General features: G+C 72.7%; 20 protein-coding genes and 1 tRNA gene. 6 read left to right on the top strand and 15 right to left on the bottom strand.

Going from position 1 to position 20,695, the window contains the following annotated elements; all coding sequences use genetic code 11:
* The first annotated feature begins 42 nt into the window (after positions 1–42).
* The 3 genes from ACZ5ON_RS15390 to ACZ5ON_RS15380 all read left to right on the top strand — a co-directional run bounded on the left by ACZ5ON_RS15390 (position 43) and on the right by ACZ5ON_RS15380 (position 2,432).
* Positions 43–1,005, top strand: coding sequence for an acyl-CoA desaturase (locus ACZ5ON_RS15390; RefSeq protein ID WP_465591474.1), 963 nt, complete (start codon positions 43–45; stop codon positions 1,003–1,005).
* Positions 1,006–1,203: 198 nt separating this feature from the next.
* Entirely contained in the window at positions 1,204–1,806 is a 603-nt protein-coding gene (locus ACZ5ON_RS15385) for a TetR/AcrR family transcriptional regulator (protein WP_280701072.1), read from the top strand.
* 131 nt (positions 1,807–1,937) lie between these two features.
* Positions 1,938–2,432, top strand: coding sequence for a MarR family winged helix-turn-helix transcriptional regulator (locus ACZ5ON_RS15380; protein ID WP_465591471.1), 495 nt, complete (start codon positions 1,938–1,940; stop codon positions 2,430–2,432).
* Positions 2,433–2,475: 43 nt separating this feature from the next.
* On the opposite strand, the gene ACZ5ON_RS15375 is transcribed toward ACZ5ON_RS15380, so the two are convergent.
* The 6 genes from ACZ5ON_RS15375 to ACZ5ON_RS15350 form a co-directional block, all read right to left on the bottom strand.
* The gene (locus tag ACZ5ON_RS15375; protein WP_465591466.1) at positions 2,476–3,345 is read right to left on the bottom strand and encodes a LuxR C-terminal-related transcriptional regulator; all 870 of its coding nucleotides are present in this window, start codon (positions 3,343–3,345) and stop codon (positions 2,476–2,478) included.
* Positions 3,346–3,649: 304 nt separating this feature from the next.
* Positions 3,650–4,618, bottom strand: a complete 969-nt coding sequence (galE, locus tag ACZ5ON_RS15370) for a UDP-glucose 4-epimerase GalE (RefSeq protein ID WP_465591463.1) — start codon at positions 4,616–4,618, stop codon at positions 3,650–3,652.
* Positions 4,615–5,718, bottom strand: a complete 1,104-nt coding sequence (gene galT, locus ACZ5ON_RS15365; RefSeq protein WP_465591460.1) for a galactose-1-phosphate uridylyltransferase — start codon at positions 5,716–5,718, stop codon at positions 4,615–4,617. The genes galE and galT overlap by 4 nt, the downstream gene beginning before the upstream one ends.
* A 275-nt stretch (positions 5,719–5,993) precedes the next feature.
* Positions 5,994–6,662: a LuxR C-terminal-related transcriptional regulator gene (locus ACZ5ON_RS15360; RefSeq protein ID WP_465591457.1), complete on the bottom strand. Its 669-nt coding sequence runs from the start codon at positions 6,660–6,662 to the stop codon at positions 5,994–5,996.
* A 213-nt stretch (positions 6,663–6,875) separates the two neighbouring features.
* A tRNA-Thr gene (locus ACZ5ON_RS15355) sits at positions 6,876–6,948 on the bottom strand.
* A gap of 159 nt (positions 6,949–7,107) precedes the next feature.
* On the bottom strand, positions 7,108–7,506 hold the full coding sequence (locus ACZ5ON_RS15350; protein ID WP_465591454.1) for a winged helix-turn-helix transcriptional regulator: 399 nt from the start codon (positions 7,504–7,506) through the stop codon (positions 7,108–7,110).
* Between the two features lie 148 nt (positions 7,507–7,654).
* On the opposite strand from ACZ5ON_RS15350, the gene ACZ5ON_RS15345 reads away from it, so the two are divergent.
* On the top strand, positions 7,655–8,251 hold the full coding sequence (locus ACZ5ON_RS15345; RefSeq protein WP_465591451.1) for a flavodoxin family protein: 597 nt from the start codon (positions 7,655–7,657) through the stop codon (positions 8,249–8,251).
* 41 nt (positions 8,252–8,292) lie between these two features.
* Here the strand turns inward: ACZ5ON_RS15345 and ACZ5ON_RS15340 are convergent, their stop codons facing one another.
* Positions 8,293–9,669, bottom strand: coding sequence for an MFS transporter (locus tag ACZ5ON_RS15340; RefSeq protein WP_465591448.1), 1,377 nt, complete (start codon positions 9,667–9,669; stop codon positions 8,293–8,295).
* Between the two features lie 346 nt (positions 9,670–10,015).
* Between ACZ5ON_RS15340 and ACZ5ON_RS15335 the strand changes: the two genes are divergently transcribed.
* On the top strand, positions 10,016–11,854 hold the full coding sequence (locus ACZ5ON_RS15335; protein WP_465591445.1) for an FUSC family protein: 1,839 nt from the start codon (positions 10,016–10,018) through the stop codon (positions 11,852–11,854).
* Between the two features lie 165 nt (positions 11,855–12,019).
* On the opposite strand, the gene ACZ5ON_RS15330 is transcribed toward ACZ5ON_RS15335, so the two are convergent.
* Both ACZ5ON_RS15330 and ACZ5ON_RS15325 read right to left on the bottom strand, forming a co-directional pair.
* Entirely contained in the window at positions 12,020–13,834 is a 1,815-nt protein-coding gene (locus ACZ5ON_RS15330; protein WP_465591442.1) for an ABC-F family ATP-binding cassette domain-containing protein, read from the bottom strand.
* Between the two features lie 75 nt (positions 13,835–13,909).
* The gene (locus ACZ5ON_RS15325) at positions 13,910–14,533 is read right to left on the bottom strand and encodes a hypothetical protein (protein ID WP_465591439.1); all 624 of its coding nucleotides are present in this window, start codon (positions 14,531–14,533) and stop codon (positions 13,910–13,912) included.
* Between the two features lie 132 nt (positions 14,534–14,665).
* Between ACZ5ON_RS15325 and ACZ5ON_RS15320 the strand changes: the two genes are divergently transcribed.
* Entirely contained in the window at positions 14,666–15,007 is a 342-nt protein-coding gene (locus ACZ5ON_RS15320; protein WP_465591436.1) for a DUF6191 domain-containing protein, read from the top strand.
* A gap of 36 nt (positions 15,008–15,043) precedes the next feature.
* Here ACZ5ON_RS15320 and ACZ5ON_RS15315 read toward each other — a convergent pair whose 3' ends face one another.
* The 6 genes from ACZ5ON_RS15315 to ACZ5ON_RS15290 form a co-directional block, all read right to left on the bottom strand.
* Entirely contained in the window at positions 15,044–15,958 is a 915-nt protein-coding gene (locus ACZ5ON_RS15315; RefSeq protein WP_465591433.1) for a 4-(cytidine 5'-diphospho)-2-C-methyl-D-erythritol kinase, read from the bottom strand.
* Positions 15,955–16,839: a 16S rRNA (adenine(1518)-N(6)/adenine(1519)-N(6))-dimethyltransferase RsmA gene (gene rsmA, locus ACZ5ON_RS15310; RefSeq protein WP_465591430.1), complete on the bottom strand. Its 885-nt coding sequence runs from the start codon at positions 16,837–16,839 to the stop codon at positions 15,955–15,957. The genes ACZ5ON_RS15315 and rsmA overlap by 4 nt, the downstream gene beginning before the upstream one ends.
* 28 nt (positions 16,840–16,867) lie before the next feature.
* Positions 16,868–17,443, bottom strand: a complete 576-nt coding sequence (locus ACZ5ON_RS15305; protein ID WP_465591427.1) for a Uma2 family endonuclease — start codon at positions 17,441–17,443, stop codon at positions 16,868–16,870.
* A gap of 93 nt (positions 17,444–17,536) precedes the next feature.
* On the bottom strand, positions 17,537–18,412 hold the full coding sequence (locus tag ACZ5ON_RS15300; RefSeq protein ID WP_465591424.1) for a TatD family hydrolase: 876 nt from the start codon (positions 18,410–18,412) through the stop codon (positions 17,537–17,539).
* The gene (gene metG / locus ACZ5ON_RS15295) at positions 18,412–20,049 is read right to left on the bottom strand and encodes a methionine--tRNA ligase (protein WP_465591421.1); all 1,638 of its coding nucleotides are present in this window, start codon (positions 20,047–20,049) and stop codon (positions 18,412–18,414) included. The genes ACZ5ON_RS15300 and metG overlap by 1 nt, the downstream gene beginning before the upstream one ends.
* Before the next feature lie 107 nt (positions 20,050–20,156).
* Positions 20,157–20,603, bottom strand: coding sequence for a hypothetical protein (locus ACZ5ON_RS15290; RefSeq protein ID WP_465591418.1), 447 nt, complete (start codon positions 20,601–20,603; stop codon positions 20,157–20,159).
* Positions 20,604–20,695: the final 92 nt, after the last annotated feature.

Raw genomic sequence — 20,695 nt, 5'->3', positions numbered from 1 at the left:
GTTACGGTCACGTAGGTTTTGCCGCTCCGACAAGGACCGCATATGACCATGCAGGCCAGCGAAGCGCCCCCGGACCCGGCAGGGGCGGCCGCCACCCAGCTCTCGGCCACCAGGGGCGGTGAGCGGCAGGGCCCGATCGAGCGAATCGCGCTCGCCCTCTTCATCGGAGTCCCGTTCCTGGCCCTGGTCGCGGCGGTCCCGGTCGCCTGGGGCCGCGGGCTCGGCTGGCGGGACCTGGCGATCACCACGGTGATGTACTTCCTCACCTGCCACGGCGTCACCGTCGGCTTCCACCGCTACTTCACCCACGGTGCCTTCAAGGCCAACCGCCCGCTGCGGATCGCACTGGCCGTGGCCGGCAGTCTGGCCGTCGAGGGCCCGCTGGTCCGCTGGGTGGCCGACCACCGCAGGCACCACCGCTTCAGTGACAAGGAGGGCGACCCGCACTCCCCCTGGCGCTTCGGCGAAACCGTCCCCGCGCTGGTGAAGGGCCTGTGGTGGGCGCACACCGGCTGGCTGTTCGACCAGGAGCAGACCCCGCAGCTCAAGTACGCGCCCGACCTGGTCCGCGACCCGGCGATGCGGCGGATCTCCCGGTTGTTCTGGCTCTGGACCGCCCTCTCCCTGCTGGTCCCGCCACTGGTCGGCGGACTGCTCTCGCTCTCCTGGGAGGGCGCGCTGACCGCCTTCTTCTGGGGCTCGCTGGTGCGGATCGCCCTGCTGCACCACGTCACCTGGTCGATCAACTCCATCTGCCACGCGGTCGGCTCGCGCCCGTTCAGGTCCCGCGACCGCTCCGGGAACGTCTGGTGGCTGGCAGTGCTCTCCTGCGGCGAGTCCTGGCACAACCTGCACCACGCCGATCCCACCTCCGCCCGGCACGGCGTGCTGCGCGGGCAGGTCGACTCCTCCGCCCGGCTGATCCGCTGGTTCGAGCGGGCCGGCTGGGTCCACGACGTGCGCTGGCCCGATCCGGAGCGGATCGCCGCGCGCCGTGCCGCATGAGCGGGCGCCCGGGACGGGGCCGACGAATCGAGCTGGGGCATGAGCCGCTCCCTGCAGCATGATGTAGGGGTGAACGGGAGCAACGGAGACAGCGCAGGCGGCCAGCACCGGACCTCAGGAGCGGGGGCCGCGAGCCCCGAGGCCCCCCGTAACCGCTCCACTGCCCCCACCCGCACGGCGAAGGGCGGCCGGGTCCGGATGACCGGCAAGCAGCGCCGCGAGCAGCTGCTGGACATCGGTCGCTCGGTCTTCGCGGAACGCGGCTACGACGGCACCTCGGTCGAGGAGATCGCCGAACGGGCCGGGGTGTCCAAGCCGGTGGTCTACGAGCACTTCGGGGGCAAGGAGGGGCTGTACGCGGTCGTGGTCGACCGCGAGATGCAGCTGCTGCTCGACATGGTCACCGGGGCGCTCACCGGCGGACACTCCCGCGAACTGCTGGAGCAGGCCGCCTTCGCGCTGATGGACTACATCGACACCTCCACCGACGGCTTCAAGATCCTGGTCCGGGACTCCCCGGTGGCCCAGTCCACCGGTACCTTCGCCTCACTGATCAGCGACATCGCCACCCAGGTCGAGGACATCCTGGGCCTGGAGTTCAAGGCCCGGGGTTTCGACCCCCGGCTGGCGCCGATGTACTCCCAGATGCTGGTCGGCATGGTCGCGCTGACCGGGCAGTGGTGGCTGGAGGTGCGCAAGCCGCAGAAGGCCGAGGTCGCCGCCCACCTGGTCAACCTCGCCTGGCACGGACTGGAGGGGCTGGAGCGCCACCCCAAGCTGGTCGGCGAGCGGAAGCAGTAGTTCTCGGCGGGGCTCCCGGCCGGGGGGACGGGTGGGTGATCGACGGGGAAACGGGGGTCGTCGATGCCCGGAGCGTTCATCTTGATGTCAAGAGGCTTCATATCGACACACCCACCGATACACTGATCCACATGGAGGACGAGGTCGACCGGCTGGTCGCAGCATGGCGCCGCGAGCGCCCCGACCTCGATGTCGGGCCGCTGGAGGTGCTCAGCCGGGTCAGCCGGCTCGCACGCCACCTCGACCGCGCCCGCCGCACCGCCTTCGCCGAGCACGGTCTCGAACCCTGGGAGTTCGACGTGCTGACCGCCCTCCGCCGGGCCGGCTCCCCCTACCAGCTCTCCCCCGGCCAACTGCTCACCCAGACCCTGGTGACCTCCGGCACGATGACCAACCGGATCGACCGGCTCACCGGAAAGGGCCTGGTCAAACGGCTGCCCGACCCGGACGACCGGCGCGGTGTGCTGGTCCGGCTCACCGACGACGGCCGCGACCGCGCCGACCAGGCGCTCGCCGGGCTGCTCGCCCACGAGCGCGCCCTGCTCGCCGAGCTCAGCCCCGACCAGCAGCACGACCTGGCCACCCTGCTCCGGCAGCTGGTCGCCCCCTTCGACAGCGCGGGGTGAGGCTCCGCCGTCGGCGGCGAAGGCCGGGCCCCGGAGGTGTCGCCTACGGCGTGGCCGAGTGGGCCGCCGGGAGCGACGGCTCGGAGGGGCTGACGCCCGCTCGGCGGGCCACCGCGACGGCGGCGAGGGTGGAGTGGACGCCCAGCTTGCCCAGGACGTTCTGCATGTGGGTGCGGACGGTGTGCGGCGAGAGGTACAGCCGCTCCGCCACCGCCTGCCGCCCGAGCCCGGCCACCATGCAGCGGAGCACCTCCTCCTCGCGGGGCGTCAGCGTCTCCACCAGCCGTTCGCTCTCCGTGCGGTCCCGCCGCGCCGAGGTCAACTCCCTCACCACGCCGGTCAGCAGGGCCGGCGGCAGGTGCGTCTCGCCCCGCAGCACCCCCCGGATCACCGCCATCAGCCGGGGCAGCGAACTGTCCTTGGCCACCCAGCCGCAGGCCCCCGCCTGCAGCGCGCGCACCGCCCGCCCCGTGTCGTCCTCGGTGGCGAGCACGATCGCCCGCAGCGCCGGGTGGGCGCGGCAGGCCCGGGCGAGCAGGGCCAGCCCGTCCCCGGCCGGGGCGGCGGGGCCGGCCGCCAAGGGGGGCGGGACGCGGTGCGGCGCGCCCGCCGACAGGCCGGGCGGACGGCGGCCGGCCGGCGCGGCGGGGAGCCGTCTGGTGCCGGGCTGCGGCTCGGGCTCGGCGAGCGGACGGGGACGGCGCGGCGGCGGGCCGGCCGGGGCCAGGTCGGCGTCGATCAGGACCACGTCGAAGGCCCGGCCCTCGGCGGCGGCCCGCTCCAGCGCGCGTTCGGCCGCGAGCGTGCTGCCGGCCGCGCCGACCTCGACATCGGGCTCGGCGGCGAGCGTGGCCGCCAGCGCTTCGGCGAAGATGCGGTGGTCGTCGACCACCAGGACCCGGATCCGCCCCATCGTCGTACCCCCCTGCTCAGGCGCCCGACCCCCACCGGTACCGCACTCAGCGTACGGCGCGCGGGGCGACTCGGCGGAGGTTTGGTGAACTTTCGGACCTGGCCCCGCGCGACGTCAGGATGTACCGAACCAGACTACGCGCACACCGTCCTGATGCAGCGTCAGGCCAACCGTGCGCCCCCTTCGGCCACCCCCGGCCGGCGTGTCCGCCGATCAGGTCGCCCGGCCGGGGCAGCGCCCGGACCCCGGCCGAGGCGGCGCCGCACCCGCCGCGGACGCCGGTCACGGTCCCCGCGCTCCCGGGTCAGGAGGCCGCGCCGTCCAGCGCCAGGGTGAAGTTCCAGGCGTCGGCGACGATGTCGTCCAGCTGCGGGCGGCCGGGGCGCCAGCCGAGCACCTCGTGGGCCCGCTGCGCGGAGGCGACCAGCACGGCGGGGTCGCCGGGGCGGCGCTCGGCGGTGACGACGGGGATCTCGCGGCCGGTGACCCGGCGGACCGACTCGATCACCTCGCGGACCGAGAAGCCGCTGCCGTTGCCGAGGTTGCAGACCAGGTGCTCGCCCGGCCTGGCGGCGTCCAGGGCCAGCAGGTGGGCCTCGGCGAGGTCGGCGACGTGGATGTAGTCGCGGATGCAGGTGCCGTCCGGGGTCGGGTAGTCGTCGCCGAACACGGCGATGTGCGGGCGCTTGCCGAGGGCGGCCTGGAAGACCAGCGGGATCAGGTGCGACTCGGGCTCGTGCCGCTCGCCGTAGGAGCCGTACGCCCCGGCCACGTTGAAGTACCGCAGACTGACGGCGGCGAGGCCGTGGGCGGCGCACTCACTGGCGATCAGGTGGTCCACGGCGAGCTTGGTGGCGCCGTAGGTGTTGGTCGGGGAGGTGCGGGCCGTCTCGGCGATCGGGACGCCCTCGGGCTCGCCGTAGACGGCGGCGGTGGAGGAGAAGACCAGCTTGCGCACCCCCGCCTTGCGCATCGCGCTGACCAGTTCGAGCGAACCGGCCACGTTGTTGCGCCAGTACTTCTCCGGATCGGCGACCGACTCGCCGACCTGCGAGGAGGCGGCGAAGTGCAGCACCGCGTCGTAGGAGTCGTCCAGCACCTCGACGGCGTCCTGGATCCGCCCCCGGACGAACTCGGCGCCGGACGGCACACCGGCCAGGAACCCGGTGGAGAGGTCGTCGAGCACGGTGACCTGGTGGCCGGCCTCCAGCAGGTGGGCGGCGACCACGCTGCCGACGTAGCCGGCTCCACCGGTGACCAGGTACTTGCTCACGATGCGACCTCCCGCAGGCGCTGTGCCGCCGCCTCGGGCGACACGTCGTTGACGAACGCGTCCATGCCGGATTCCACCCCGGCCAGGAACTTGAGCTTGCCCACCGTACGCCGGATCGTGAACAGCTCCAGGTGAAGCGCGAGTTCCTCACCCCCAAGGGTGGGCGCCTGGTGCCAGGCCGCGATGTACGGCGTCGGTGCGGTTGGGGCAGTCTGGCCCGCTTGAATGAAGAGCCGGTCAAAACGACGCAGCAATTCGAGGTAGAACTCGGGAAACTCTGAGCGTTCGGGCTCGCTCAGCCGGGTCAGGTCGGCGACCCGGCGGTTGGGGTAGAGGTGCACCTCGTACGGCCAGCGGGCCGCGTACGGGACGAAGGCCGTCCAGTACTCGCCCGCCAGCACCACCCTTGCGGGATCGGCGAGTTCGGCGGCGAGCAGGTCCTCGAAGAGGTTGCGGCCGGTGCGGGCGCGGTGGGCGGCGGCCTGCCCGGCCATCCGGGCGGTGCGCGGGGTGGTGAACGGGAAGGCGTAGACCTGGCCGTGCGGATGGGCCAGGGTCACGCCGATCTCGGCGCCCCGGTTCTCGAAGCAGAACACCTGCCGGACGCCCGGGAGGGCGGAGAGCTCGGCGGTCCGGTCGGTCCAGGCGTCGAGCACCAGGCGGGCTCTGGCCGCGGTGAGGTCGGCGAACGAGAGGTCGTGGCCGGCGGTGAAGCAGACCACCTCGCAGCGGCCGGCGCCGGGGAAGGCGAGGTGCAGCGGGTCCGCGCCGCCGCTGTCGGCGACCGCCGGGTGCAGGGCCAGCGCGGGGAAGCGGTTCTCGAAGACCACGACGTCGTAGTCGGCGGCGGGGATCTCGCTCAGGCGGCCGTCCGTGGAGGGGCAGAGCGGGCACTCGTCCGCCGGCGGGTGGTACGTGCGGGCCTGGCGGTGGGCGGCGATGGTGACGTGGTCACCGGTCACCGGATCGCGGCGGATCTCGGAGAGCGGGGTGACGGCGGCGAGCGGGCGCAGGTCGCGGTCGTCCCGGGGCGCGGTGCCGTCCGCGTCGAAGTAGATGAGCTCGCGGCCGTCCGCGAGCTTGGTCGTGGTCTTCTTCACGGCCTCGCCCTCCTCATCGCAGGATCGGGAACACATTCCAACAAGACCGATCACAAGTCAACAAGTGCAGGGTGCGAAAACGGAGATGCGGGGCTCCGGACGTCAACCGGGTACGCGTGCCCCAGCCACTCGCGCAGCGGCGGGCAGCAATGGGCGCCCGGGCGGCAATGGGCGCCCGGGCAGCAGCCGGATGCCGCCCGGGGGTGCGGGGAGCCGCCCTCCGGCGCTTCACGGGGCCAGGGCGGCCGTGCCGCCGGGACTGCCCCTCGGTTCGCCTACGCGCCCGATACCCGGTCGAGAAGCCCCGTACGGGCGGCGACCGCGGTGGCCTCCAGGCGGGTGCGCGCGCCGAGCTTCATCAGGACCCGCTGGACATGGGTACGGGCGGTACTGGGGGCGATGCCCATGCCGGCGGCGATGGCGGCGGTGTCCTCGCCCTCGGCGATCCTGAGCAGCACCTGGACCTCACGCCGGGTCAGCAGCCTGAGCAGCCGCAGCGCATCGTCGTCCGGTTCCACCGCGGGCCTGAGCAGCCGTTCGAAGGCGCCTTGCAGGACGTCCACGGCGACCGCCGCCTCCCCGGCCCGGACCCGGCTGATGGCCCGTTCCACGACCTCGATCCGCTCGTCGCTGCGGACGTACCCGGCGGCCCCGGCGGCGAAGGCGGCGGCGACCCGCCCGGGCTCGCCGACCGGCCCGAGGACCACGACGGAGATCTCGGGACGCTCCCGGCGCAGCCGCCGTACAGGCTCGAACGCATCCGGCTCGCCCGGCCCGGACACGCCGAGCAGACAGACCTCGGGGCGGCGCCCGACGATCAGTTCGCCGACCGTCGGGGACGGCGAGCCGATCGCGAGCACCCGGTGCCCGCGCAGCTGCAGGGCCGCCGCCAGCGCCTCCGCCAGCAGCCGGTGGTCGTCGACCACCACGAGTCGAACGCCCATGGCGCCCTCCCAGTCCCCGTCCGGCCTGCCGCGGCATCCGTCCGCACGGCCGACCGCCAATGACGCACCATCACAGCGCATACCCGGCCGAGACCGCTAGGCCGCGTACTCACCGCAAGCCATGTGGCGGACCCCGGACGGAACGGGCCGCGTGGAACAGGCGACATGAAACGACGAAGGCCCCCGCCTTGCGGCGAGGGCCTTGTTCTGTTGAGCCCCCAAACGGAATCGAACCGTTGACCTTCTCCTTACCATGGAGACGCTCTACCGACTGAGCTATAGGGGCCTGTCCTGCGGGCTTTTCCGTCCCGCTCGAACGAGGAAGACATTACCCGGTCAGCGGCCCGAAAGTGAAATCGACCCCGGTCGCCACCTCGCGGCCACCCCGGTCGCCACCTCGCGGCCACCCCCGCCGCCCCGCGACCACACCCCCTCGGCCGCGGCCTCAGTCCGCGACGGAGGAGCAGCGCGAGCCGTCGAACACCGCCCGGGCCTCCAGCACGGAGCCGCTGTTCTCCTCGACCCACTCCGCGACCGGGACCAGCCGCTCGGCGAGCGAGTGCCCCAGCGGCAGCAGGCCGTAGACGACCCGCGGCGGAGTCTCGGGATGGACGGTGCGGCGCACCAGCCCGCTCCGCTCGAGCTCGCGCAGGGTCTGGGTGAGCATCTTGCGGCTCACTCCGACGACGGACCGCTGCAGTTCGGAGAACCTCTGCTCCCCCAGCTTGTGCAGGCTGAGCAGGAGCAGCAGCGACCACTTGTCGGCGAGCTCGGCGAAGACGTTCCGACTCGGACAGAAGGCGGCGAAAACGTCGTACTCGGGGTGCTGCTGCGGGTGGGCCATGCGATCCAGGGTACGCGTGCAGGTTTCCATTCCACACTTGGTATCCGATGGAGACCTGGTCTACATTGGATACCGCAGGGGTCGGGGAGCGCCGGAGCGCCCTCCCCGACCCTCCCGTTCATCCCGACGCCACAGGAGTCATCGCGCCATGACCACCGCCACCCCCACCGTCGCCATCGCCTACCACTCCGGCTACGGCCACACCGCCGTGCTCGCCGAAGCCGTTGCCCGCGGTGCCGCCGCCGGTGGGGCCGAGGTCGTCCGGATAGCCGTGGACACCATCACCGAGGAGCAGTGGGCCCAGCTGGACGCCGCCGACGCGATCGTCTTCGGTTCGCCGACCTACATGGGCACCGCCTCGGGCGCCTTCCACACCTTCGCCGAGAACTCCTCGAAGCGCTGGTTCACCAGCGCCTGGAAGGACAAGCTGGCGGCCGGCTTCACCAACTCCGCCTCGAAGAGCGGCGACAAGCTGCACACCCTTCAGTTCTTCACCGTGCTGGCCGCCCAGCACGGCATGCAGTGGGTCAGCCTGGGCCTGCACCCGGGCTGGAACAGCTCCACCGCCTCCGAGGAGGACATCAACCGTCTCGGCTTCTTCCTCGGCGCCGCCGCCCAGAGCAACAACGACCAGGGCCCGGAGGGCGTCCACAAGGCCGACATCGCCACCGCCGAGCACCTGGGCGAGCGTGTCGCCAAGCAGGCCGTCGTCCTGGTCGCCGGCCGCACCGCACTGGGCCTCTGACCGACCGGCAGACGAGGCCCCGGGGCGCGGGGACCGTGCGATCAGCCCTTCACCGAGGTGCTCGGCTGGTCGGACGGCTCCCCGCGCCCCTGGCGCACCACCCTCGCCCCGGGAGCGGGCCCAAGCGTCTCCGGCAGCGCGTACAGGCACAGCAGCGACGCCACCCCGATCCCGGCCAGGTACCAGCCGACCGGCTCGGCCGTCCCATACGTCCCGGCGAGCCGGGTCGCCACCAGCGGCGCCGTCGCCCCGCCGACCACCCCGCCGAGGTTGAAGGCGAGCGAGGCACCCGTGTAGCGCACCCGGGTCGGGAACAGCTCCGGCAGGTACGCCGCCACCGGCCCGAACAGGCAGCCGAGCACCGCCATCGCGCCGATCACCCCCAGCGCCACCAGCGGCGTACGCGCCGTCTCCAGCAGCGGGAAGAGCAGCAGCGACCAGCCGACCGCGAGCGCGGTGGCCAGCCGCAGCATCCGGCGCCGGCCCCAGCGGTCGCTGAGCCCGGCGCAGCACCAGGCGGCCACCCCCTTCGGCACCGCGCCCGCCAACAGCAGGGTGAGCATCAGTCCCCGGCCGATGCCCAACTGCTCGGTGGCGTAGGCCAGCGCGTAGGTGGTGGTCAGGTAGAACAGCGCGTATCCGATCATGATCGCGCCACCCGCGGACAGCACCGTGCGGCCGTGTCCGCGCAGCACCTCGGCGGCCGGCGCCTTGGCCCGCTCGGTCTGCCGCGCGAATACCGGCGTCTCGCCGATCCGCAGCCGGACGAACAGGCCGGTCGCGACCAGACCGACCGAGGCGAGGAACGGCACCCGCCAGCCCCAGTCGGCGAAGGCCCGCTCGCTCAGCACCTCCGAGAGCAGCAGGAACACCCCGGTGGCGGCGAAGAATCCCAGGCAGGGCCCGAGTTGGAGGTAGCCGCCGTACCGGCCGCGCCGCTCCGCCGGAGCGTTCTCGGCCAGCAGCAGCGCCGCACCGCCCCACTCCCCGCCCAACCCGAAGCCCTGCAGCGCCCGCAGCACCACCAGCGCCACCGGCGCCCAGATCCCCCAGGACCCGTACCCGGGCAGCACGCCGACGGCCACCGTGGAGACGCCCATCAGCAGCAGAGAGACCACCAGGGTCGTCTTGCGGCCCAGCCGGTCACCGAAGTGCCCGAACACCAGGGCACCCAGTGGACGCCCGACGAAAGCCACCGAGTACACCGAGAAGGATGCCAACAGCCCGCTGGTGCGCCCGAGTTCGGGGAAGAAGACCTTGCCGAAGACCAGCGCGACGGCCGTCCCGTAGATGAAGAAGTCGTAGTACTCGATCGTGGTGCCGATCAGCGCCGAGACGGCGATCGGGCGCAGGTCCGGCACGACCGTCGACGACCGTTCGGACGATGCGTCAGAAGCGCTCTCTGGTACAGGAGTCATGCAACCCACAGTGACGGTGCGACAGTCGGCGGTGACAGCGTGCACACGGGTGAACCGGGAGCATACGAACCGCCGCCCGCCGGTGTGGTGCGCCGATCCGCCGCACCCCATCCGGTACGGGGAGGCCGCGCCGATAGACTGACCCCGAACCGGATTCGCCCGGTCCGGCCCCATCTGCCGCGCAACGTCGCACAGCAGCGACGTCCCGACGCCCTCCCGGCGGACCGGGGCATCAGCGGAAGGCACACGACCCTTGTCAGCCCCTGGATCCTCCGGCCCCGACAGCCCCGGCCCTGACCGCTCGCCCGCCTGGTGGGCCCGGGCCGCCCGGCCGGTCAGACCGCCGATGCCACGGACGCTGATGCTCCGGGCCGCCCTCGGGATGGCGACCCCGCTCTTCCTCGGCCTGCTGTTCGGCCGGCTCGACCTGGGCGTCTTCGCCGGCCTCGGCGCGATGCACGCGACCATGAACGACCGCGTCGAACCGGCCCGGCTGCGCGCCCCGAGGATCGCCGCCGCCCTGCTCGCTTCCTCCCTCGGCATGCTGATCGGCACCGCCCTCCAGCACGCGGGCAGCGCCCCGCTCACGGTCGGGCTCGCGCTCACCGCCGTCGCCTTCGCCTCCGGAGCGATCAGCGCCACCGGTCCGCGCGGCTCGTCCTCCGGCATGCTGCTGCTGGTCTCGGCCTCGCTCGGCAGCGGAATGGCGCTGCCGCACCCCTGGTGGGCGGCGCCGCTGATGATGCTTGCCGGCGCCGCGTTCGTGGTCCTGCTCGGGCTGCCGCACCGCGCGCACCGCAGCTTCCCCCGCTCCGACCCCCGCCGCCGGGCCCTGGCGGCCGCGTACGAGGCGCTCGGCGACACCCTCGCCGCACTCGGCACGCCGCAGGGCGCGGCCCGCCGCCAGGTGCTGACCGCCCGGCTGAACCAGCTGCAGGACCTGCTCCCGCACGCCCGCCCCGGCCGCCAGGAACCGGACCACGTCCAGCGGCTGCGCCGGATGTACGAGTCCGCACTCGCCGCCACCGAGACCGCCACCGGGCTGCTCTGGGCCTGGCGCCCGGTCCCGCCGGCCGTGGCCGAACTGCCCGGACGGCTGGCCCGCACGGTACTCGGCGGCCCGCAGCCCGAGTACCCCGACTGGCAGCCGGACACCCCGGCCCTCAAGGCCCTGGACATCGCCCTGCGCGCCGCCACCGACACCGTCGCGGGCCGCCCGGCCGAACCCGGCACCGCGCCCGCACCGCCCCCAGACCCCTGGCGGCTGCGCGTCCGCCTGCTCTCCGGAGGCTCGGTCCGGTACGGCCTGCGGGTCGCGCTCTGCATCGCGGTCGCCGAACTGGCCGGCGCCCTGCTGCCGCCGGGCCGCACCTACTGGGTGCCGATGACGGTGGCCTTCGTCCTCAAGCCGGACCTCGGCTCGGTCTTCCTGCGGGCGGTCAGCCGCTCGGTCGGCACCGTGCTCGGCGTGGCGGTGACGGCGGCGCTGCTCCTGACCACCACCGACAGGTGGGGGTTGGCGCTCATCGCCTCGGGCTGCGTCGCGCTGCTGCCGTACTCGGCGGCCGCGCACTACGGGCTGAACACGGCCGTGATGACCCCGATGGCCCTGGTCCTCGTCCAGCTCGGCGGGGAGAGCGGGATGGCCGAGTTCTGGCCCCGGGTCCTGGACACCGCCCTGGCCAGCGCGATCGTGCTGGTCTTCGGCTACCTGCTCTGGCCCGAGCGGCCCCCGCACCGGATCGAACCCCGACTGGTCACCGCCGCCACCGCGCTGCGCGAGTACCTGGCCTCGGTGGCCGGGTCCCCGCAGGCACCGCTCGCCGAGGTCTGGCTGCGCCGAACCGCCTACCGGGCGCTGGCCGACGCCCGCCAGGAGGTGCAGCAGGGGCTCACCGAACCCCCGCCCGCCGGCCGGCTCGCCAGCCAGTGGCTGCCCGCGACCGCCGCCCTGGAACGCCTCAGCGGCGCGGTCGCCGCCTACGCCGCCCAGATCCGCTACGGCGACCGCACCCCCGAACCCGCCGAGATCCAGCGGGTGTTCGACGCCCTCGACCACCTCACCGCCGCTGCCCGCGCCCACCAGCCGCCGACCGGTAGGGCCGCCCGGCCGACCGGACCGCACGATCCCTCGCGCAGCGCGATCAGCCGGGCGGCCGACGAACTCGACGTCCTGCTGGGCTGACGGCGGCCCAGCTGCAACTCCCGCCGGTGGAGCCGTCCTCGTGGACGGCCGGCACCCCGGCGGCGACGACGGCAGCGGAGTCGGGCGTCACGGACCTCCCGGACCCTGACGACCGGCCGACCGGATCGAACCCGGCCGGCCCGGGCCGCCGACGGCACGGTCCGGTCAGACCTGCTCGGCGAGCTCCAGCCAGGCCATCTCCAGCTCCTCCTTCTCCTCCCGGACCTTGCGCAGCTGGGCGTCCAGCTCCGCGACCTTGGAGAAGTCGGCGGCGTGCTCCGCGAGTTGGGTGTGCAGCTTGGACTCCTGCTGGTCCAGCTTGGCGATCTGCCGCTCCAGCTTCTGCATCTCCTTCTTGGCCACCCGCACGTCCGCGGCGGACTTCTCCGCCACCGGAGCCGCCACCGGCGCGGCGGCGACCGCCGCCGTCGCCGACGCCGCCTCAGCCAGCTTCGCCCGCCGGTCCAGGTACTCGTCCACCCCGCCCGGCAGCATCCGCATCCGCCGGTCCCCGAGCAGCGCGTACACGGTGTCCGTGGTCCGCTCGATGAAGAACCGGTCGTGGCTGATCACCACCATCGACCCGGGCCACCCGTCCAGCACGTCCTCCAGCTGGTTCAGGGTCTCGATGTCCAGGTCGTTCGTCGGCTCGTCCAGGAACAGCACGTTCGGCTCGTCCATCAGCAGTCGCAGCAGCTGCAGCCGCCGGCGCTCGCCACCGGACAGGTCCCCGACCGGCGTCCACTGCTTGTCCTTGCCGAAGCCGAACTGCTCGCACAGCTGACCGGCGCTCATCTCCCGGCCCTTGCCGAGGTCGACCCGGCCGCGCACCTGCTCCACGGCCTGCAGCACCCGGGTGGCCGGGTCCAGCTCGTGCACCTCCTGCGAGAGGTACGCCAGCCGTACGGTCTTGCCGACCTTGATCACGCCGCCCGACGGCTGCACGTCGCCGTCGGTGGCGTAGGCGGCCTGCATGGCCCGCAGCAGCGAGGTCTTGCCGGCGCCGTTGACGCCGAGCAGGCCGATCCGGTCGCCGGGGCCGAGCTGCCAGGTGAGCCGCTCCAGCAGCAGCTTCTCGCCGGCCTTGACGGTGATGTCCTCGAGGTCGAAGACGGTACGGCCCAGCCGGGCGTTGGCGAACTTCATCAGCTCGCTCTTGTCGCGCGGCTCCGGCACGTCGGCGATCAGCGCGTTGGCGGCCTCGATCCGGTAGCGCGGCTTGGAGGTCCGGGCGGGGGCGCCGCGGCGCAGCCAGGCCAGCTCCTTGCGGGCCAGGTTCTGCCGCTTCTGCTCCTCGGTGGCCTCGATCCTGGCGCGCTCGGCGCGGGCGAACACGTAGTCGGAGTAGCCGCCCTCGTACTCGCGGACCCCACCGCGCTGGACGTCCCACATCCGGGTGCAGACCTGGTCCAGGAACCAGCGGTCGTGGGTCACGCAGACCAGCGCGGAGCGGCGCTTCTGCAGGTGCTGGGCGAGCCAGGCGATGCCCTCGACGTCCAGGTGGTTGGTGGGCTCGTCCAGCACGATCAGATCCGGCTCGCCGAGCAGCAGCTTGGCCAGCGCGATCCGGCGGCGCTCGCCACCGGAGAGCGGGCCGATCACGGTGTCCAGGCCGTCCTTGAACCCGGGCAGGTCGAGGCCGCCGAACAGGCCCTGGATGATGTCGCGGATCCGGCTGTCGCCGAGCCACTCGTGGTCGGCGCGGTCCGCGATCACCTCGTGCCGGATGGTGGCCTTCGGGTCGAGCGAGTCGTGCTGGGTGAGCACCGCCAGCTGCAGCCCGCCGGACCAGGTGATCCGGCCGCTGTCCGGCTCCTCCAGCTTGGCGAGCATCCGGATCAGGGTGGTCTTGCCGTCGCCGTTGCGGCCGACGACGCCGATCCGGTCCCCCTCGCTGACGCCGAGGCTCACGCCGTCGAGCAGGGCCCGCGTGCCGTAGACCTTGGTGACGGACTCGATGGTGGCGAGGTTGACGGCCACTGCTGCTGCGCTCCTGGGAGGGGTCGGGAGTGTTCTCCGACGTACCAGCCTAGTGGTCGCCGTCCCCCGGGTGGACTAGAAGAAGATCGCCCCGATCACACTCAGCACCAGCGCCCCGAGGAGGGTCAGCACCGCCGCCGTCCCGAAGAACACGAACAGGCCGAGGAGCAGCGGTATCAGCGCCCCCCAGGGCTGCGGGTTGGCCCGCAGCGGAACGCCCGTCTCGACCTTGACCCTCCGCGGCCCGGCGGCCGGGAACATCAGCAGGAACGCGGCCCCGCAGAGGACGCCGAAGACCCCCGCCAGGTCCATCCCCGCGTTCAGCACCCCGGGCTGGACGTAGCCGCCGCCGTCCGTGCGGCGCAGCTCGGCGGGCTTGCCGACGTCCACCCTGGCGTTGGTGATGTGCGCGGCCGGATCGGTGGGCGAACCGTCGTGCGGGACGAAGGGGCCCTCGCACCGGCGGGTGCGGGTCTTCCCCCCGCCCTCGTTGTGGCAGTGCGCGGCCGTGAAGGTGCCGGGTGTGCCGGCCATCTCGGACGTGTAGCGGAACTCGTCCGCCGGGAAGCGCACCAGCCAGCCGGCCAGCGCCAGCACCCCCACCGCGAACAGCGTGCCGACCGCCGTCAGCGCCCAGCTGGGCCCCGGGTCCCGCTCCGCCCCGGCACCGTCCTCCGCACCTGCGGCCTGCTGTTCCATCCCCCGTACCTCCCATGTCTCGGCGGGAGCGTACCGGGGCTTCCTGACAGCCTCGGCGCGGCCGGGGTCGAAGTGGCGCCGCGGTCGGGAAGCCGCACGGAACAACCGTCCGCGCGCGGGCTTTCCCCCCTCATGGTGCGCTTACTGACCGGTCCGTTCGCGGTCCTGCTGATCGTGGTGCCGCTCTTCCTGGCCGCCGCCCTGAAGACGGCCGTCGCCCGCGCCCAGCGCCACGGACTGCTCCCCGGCCGGCTGCCGGCGCACGCCGGTCCCGGGACGCGCGGCGCCGGGGCGACCGCCACCGAGGAGCTGCACGCCCTGCTCTACCCGGGCAAGCGGGTCCAGCTGGAGGAACGACGGATCGCCCTGGTACTGCGCGACGACGAGCACGACGGCGCCCCGAAGCGCACCGGCATCGACCTCGCAGCGGGCACCGCCAGGATCAGCAGGTCGCCCCGCCCCGAGCAGTCCTGAGCTGTCTACGGGCCGGCTCCCCGGCGAACCCCTGCGTCAGCTGACCCGGGCGCCCGGCACCGGACCGTACGTCGCGTGGGCGGCCCGGCAGGTCCCGGACTCCTCGAGGGACTTGGCGATGGCAGCCGCAGCCTCCGCGTCCTTCGCCAGGAATGCGCAGGTCGGTCCGGAGCCGGAGACCAGGGCGCCGATCGCGCCGGCCTCGGTGCCGGCCCGTAGGGTGTCCGCCAGCGCGGGACGCAGCGAGATCGCCGGGGCCTGCAGGTCGTTGGTGAGCGCGGCGGCCAGTGCCACCGGGTCGCCGTCGGCGAGTGCCGCGAGCAGCGCCGGGTCGGCGTCCGGGGTGGGGACGTCGGCCTCCGACGAGCCGGTGCCCGCCTCCTCGCGCAGCCGGTCGCACTCGCGGAAGACGGCCGGGGTGGAGAGACCGCCGTCGGCGACCGCGAAGACCCAGTGGAAGGTGCCAAAGGCCGGCAGCGGCTCCAGGATCTCGCCTCGTCCGCGTCCCAGCGCGACCCCGCCGACCAGCGCGAACGGGACGTCCGAGCCGAGCTCCGCCGCCAGGTCCAGCAGCGTCTCGAACGGGGTGTCCAGACCCCACAGCGCGTCGCAGGCCACCAGTGCGGCGGCGCCGTCCGCGCTGCCGCCCGCCATGCCGCCCGCGACCGGGATGGCCTTGGCGATGTGCAGCCGGACGTTCGGTGTGACACCGTGGCGGGCGGCCAGCAGCCGGGCCGCCCGGGCGGCGAGGTTGCTGTCGTCCAGCGGGACGCTCGCGGCGTCGGGGCCGGTGCAGGTGAGCGTCACGCCCTCGCCGGGCTCGGCCGTCACCTCGTCGCCCAGGGCGACGGCGAAGAAGACGTTGGCCAGGTCGTGGAAGCCGTCGGCGCGCAGGCCGCCGACCCCCAGCTGGACGTTGACCTTGGCGGGTACGCGTACGGTGACGGTCACTTGGAGTCCTTCGCGGGCTTGTGCTCGGCGATGGCCGCGAACTGCTCCACCGTCAGCATCTCGCCGCGCAGCCTGTGGTCGATCCCGGCGGCGGCCAGCGCCTGCTCGGCGGCGGCCGGCGAGCCGGCCCAGCCGGCCAGCGCGGCGCGCAGGGTCTTGCGGCGCTGGGCGAAGGCGGCGTCCACCACGGCGAAGACCTCCTCGCGGCTGGCGGCGGTCTTCGGGGGCTCCCGGCGGATCAGCGAGACCAGGCCGGAGTCCACGTTCGGCGCGGGCCAGAATACGTTGCGGCCGATCGCCCCGGCGCGCTTCACGTCCGCGTACCAGTTGGCCTTCACCGACGGCACACCGTACACCTTGTTGCCGGGCTTGGCGGCGAGCCGGTCGGCGACCTCGGACTGCACCATCACCAGGGTGCGCTCGATGCTCGGGAAGGTGGCCAGCATGTGCAGCAGCACCGGGACGGCCACGTTGTAGGGGAGGTTGGCGACCAGCGCTGTCGGCGCCGGCCCCGGCAGCTCGGTGACCTCCATCGCGTCGGAGAGCACCAGGTTGAAGTTCTCGGCCTTCTCGGGCATCCGGGCCGCGACCGTGGTCGGCAGGTGCTGGGCCAGCAGCGGGTCGATCTCCACCGCCGTGACGTGCCTGGCGACCTCCAGCAGCGCCAGGGTCAGCGACCCGAGCCCGGGCCCGACCTCCACCACCGCGTCCTCGGCCGTCACCTCGGCGGCCCGGACGATCCGCCGCACGGTGTTGCCGTCGATGACGAAGTTCTGCCCGCGCTGCTTGGTCGGCCTCACGCCGAACGCCTCCGCCAGCTCGCGGATGTCGGAGGCGCCGAGGAGGTGGCTGTCGGAGGGGGTGGGGTCAGTGCTGCTCACGCGCCAAGGATACGGGCGGTCGGCGCGGTCAGAGTTCGACGGCCTTCCTGAGGTCGATCTCCACGGGGTAGGGCAGCTCGGTGCGGAGCACGTGCTCGTGCTGGGCGACCGGGAGGTAGACGCCCTTCTCCTCGTCGCGGTGGAACTCGTGGACGATCGGGAGGTCGTCGATGCCGCGCTCGACCCGCCAGTAGTACGGGATGCCCTTCTCGGCGTACTGCCCGGGCTTCTGAAAGCGGTCGACCGCGCGCGAGCCGTGTGACACCACCTCGACGGCCAGGATCACGGACTCAACCGGCTGGCACTCCAACTCGAAGAAGTCGAGGCCGGTCTTATCGAACACCACGACATCCGGCTTGGTCGTGTTGTCCTCGTCAAGCAACACGCACCGCTCCGGGAGCACCCCGTAGGGCTCGACACGAGCGGCGAACAGCCCGCGTTCCAGCCCGGAACGCACCAGGTCATGCCAGAAGTTGGCCTGCCCCCGGACCACGATGACTCCGTCCACCAGATCCCATTCGAACGGCAGATCGAGGTACTTGACCTGCTCGTGCGTCCAGCCCTGGGACGGCGCGTTCATCCAGTCGACAGGCTCGGCGGTCATCGCCACCTCCCTCACGCACTCATGCTACGAGCATGGCAGCGCGGCAATGGTGCCGAATCGTTTCTCCACAACCCGACTTTTGTACGAGTCGCCTCAGTACCCGAACGCCCGCGCCGTGTTCGCCGCGATCGCGGTGGCCAGCTCGTCCTCGTGCAGGTCGAGCGTCGCCGCCATCGAGCGGACCGTGACCGGGATCAGGTACGGCGCGTTGGGGCGGCCCCGGTACGGGTGCGGGGTGAGGAAGGGGGCGTCGGTCTCGACCAGGACCCGGTCCAGCGGGGTGGCGGCCAGGGCGTCCCGCAGCGGCTGGTTGGCCTTGAAGGTGACCGGGCCGGCGAAGGAGAGGTACCAGCCGTGCTCGGCGCAGATCCTGGCCATGGCGGCGTCGCCGGAGTAGCAGTGGAAGACCGTGCGCTCGGGGGCGCCCTCCTCCAGCAGGACGGCGATGACGTCCTCGTGCGCGTCCCGGTCGTGGATGACCAGCGCCTTGCCATGCCGCTTGGCGATCTCGATGTGCCGCCGGAAGGACTCCTTCTGCAGGTCCACGCCCTCGGGCCCGGTGCGGAAGTAGTCCAGCCCGGTCTCACCGACGGCCTTCACCTGCCCCAGCGCCGCCAGCGCGTCTATCTCGGCGAGCGCCGCGTCCAGCGCCGTCATCCCGCCGGCCGGGCGCTGCTGCCCGGACCAGCCGTCGGGGTCGCCGAGGAAGATCCTCGGCGCCTCGTTGGGGTGCAGCGCCACCGCGGCGTGCACCTGCTCGAACTCCTCCGCCAGGGACGCCGCCCAGCGCGAACCGGGCACGTCGCAGCCCACCTGGACGACCGTGGTCACCCCGACCGAGGCGGCCTTGGCCAGGCCCTCGGCGGGGGTGCCGGACTGCATGTCCAGGTGGGTGTGCGAGTCGGCCACCGCCACCGCCAACGGCTCGGGCAGCGGCGGCGGGGTCGACCGGTCGGCGTCGTTGGCCATCAGGCGGCGGGCTTCTCTTCGAGACGGGGGAACAGGATGTCGCCCTTGGTGACGGTGGCCCCGGCGGGCAGCCGGCCCCAGTCGGCGACGGTGGCGATGGTCTGCGCACCCAGCGCGCCCAGCGACTCCTCCGCGCCGAGCGAGTCCCACAGCTTCTGCGAGGCGACCGGCATCAGCGGGTTGAGCAGCACCGCGGTGGCCCGCAGCGCCTCGGCGGCGGTGTAGAGGATGGTGGCCAGACGGGCCTGAGCCTCCTCGGACCCCGCTTCTGAGGACGAGGCGGTCTTGGCGACCTTCCACGGCTCCTGCTCGGTCAGGTAGCCGTTGACCAGCTTGATGAAGTCGAAGACCGCCGCGATGCCGCCCGCGAAGTCCAGCTCCTCACCGATCTTGCGGTCGGCCAGCTCGGCGGCCTTGGCCAGCCCGTCACGGACGGCCTGCTCGGCCGCACCGGCGGCGGTCGCCGCCGGCAGCGTGCCCTCGAAGTACTTGCCGACCATGGCGGCCACCCGCGAGGCCAGGTTGCCGAAGTCGTTGGCCAGCTCGGAGGTGTACCGGGCGGTGAAGTCCTCCCAGGAGAACGAGCCGTCGGTGCCGAACGGGATCGCCCGCAGGAAGTAGTAGCGGTACGCGTCCACGCCGAAGTGCGAGGTCAGGTCGGTCGGCGCGATGCCGGTCAGGTTGGACTTGGACATCTTCTCGCCGCCGACCATCAGCCAGCCGTTGGCGACGACCCGCTTGGGCAGCGGCAGGCCGGCGGCCATCAGCATCGCGGGCCAGATCACCGCGTGGAAGCGCAGGATGTCCTTGCCGACCAGGTGCACCGAGGCCGGCCACAGCTGTTCGAAGCGCGCCTGGTCCGCGCCGTAACCGGCGGCGGTGATGTAGTTCTGCAGCGCGTCCACCCACACGTACAGCACGTGCTTCTCGTCCCAGGGCAGCGGCACGCCCCAGTTGAAGGTGGACCGGGAGATCGACAGGTCCTTGAGATCCTGCTCGACGAAGCGCAGCACCTCGTTGCGGGCGGAGGCGGGCGCGATGAAGTCGGGGTTCTGGGCGTAGAACTCCAGCAGCTTCGGGCCGTAGGCGGACAGCCGGAAGAAGTAGTTCTCCTCCTCCAGCCACTCGACCGGCCTCTTGTGCACGGCGCAGAGCTTCTCGTCGTCGCTCCCGCCCGGCAGCAGCTCTCCGGGGAGCTTGTACTCCTCGCAGGCCACGCAGTACGGGCCGGAGTAGCCGCCCTTGTAGATCTCGCCCTTGTCGTACAGGTCCTGGACGAACTCCTGGACGCGGTCGGTGTGCCGCTTCTGGGTGGTCCGGATGAAGTCGTCGTTGGCGATGTTCAGGTGCTGCCAGAGCGGCTTCCACGCCTCCTCGACCAGCTTGTCGCACCACTCCTGCGGGGTGACGCCGTTGGCCTCCGCCGTGCGCAGGATCTTCTGACCGTGCTCGTCCGTACCGGTCAGGTACCACACCTGCTCGCCGCGCTGGCGGTGCCAGCGGGTGAGTACGTCGCCCGCGACGGTCGTGTACGCGTGGCCCAGGTGCGGGCGATCGTTCACGTAGTAGATCGGGGTGGTGACGTAGTACGCCGAGTCGGAGCGCTCGGTGGTGCTGTGGTCTTCAGTGGCCGCCATGCTCCGAAATCTTAGCCGCGCGTAGGAACCACCCTCGACCGACTTACTCGCGGGTGGCCCCTTCGGCCACGCGTTTCCCGCTACCGCCCTCCACTGCGCGGGTCCGCTCAGGCGGCGCGGCCGAACATGCCCCGCAACCACGCTCGGAACCCGCGCCGCACCCGGACGGGGCGGTCGATCGGCGCTTCCCCCGGCTCGGCGTGCCTGGCGTAACCGGGACCGTGGTGCCAGGGCTGCTCGGCAGTGGCGACCCGACCCGCCCGCATGATCCGCACCTTGTGCCCGCCACATCCCGGGCAGGTCGGCTGGCGCAGCGGCGACGGCACCCGGACACCGTTCGCGTGGTACTCGAACACCGTGTGTCCGTCCTTGGCCACGTGGTGCTCGATCTCGTAGGCCTGCTCCCACCCGTAACCGCAGCTCAGGCAGGCGAAGGAGTACGCCTCCCGGACGGTCTCCACGGGGGTGGCCGGCCTGCTCGTCAGGCCGAGACCGGCCGACGCGGTGTCGCGCACTGCACTGCCACTCAGAGGGCTACCGATCGTCTCGCTCATAGCCGTCTCCCAGCGCCCGCCGGACGTCCGTCCGGCTCGGGTCTTTCCCTCTCAGGGAATGCCCGGGACATGCCTTTCGCTACCCGGCTTGC

Source organism: Kitasatospora sp. NPDC032150, assembly GCF_055579945.1.
Note: the sequence above shows the minus strand (reverse complement) of the source record. Positions and strands in the feature narration are given on the sequence as shown.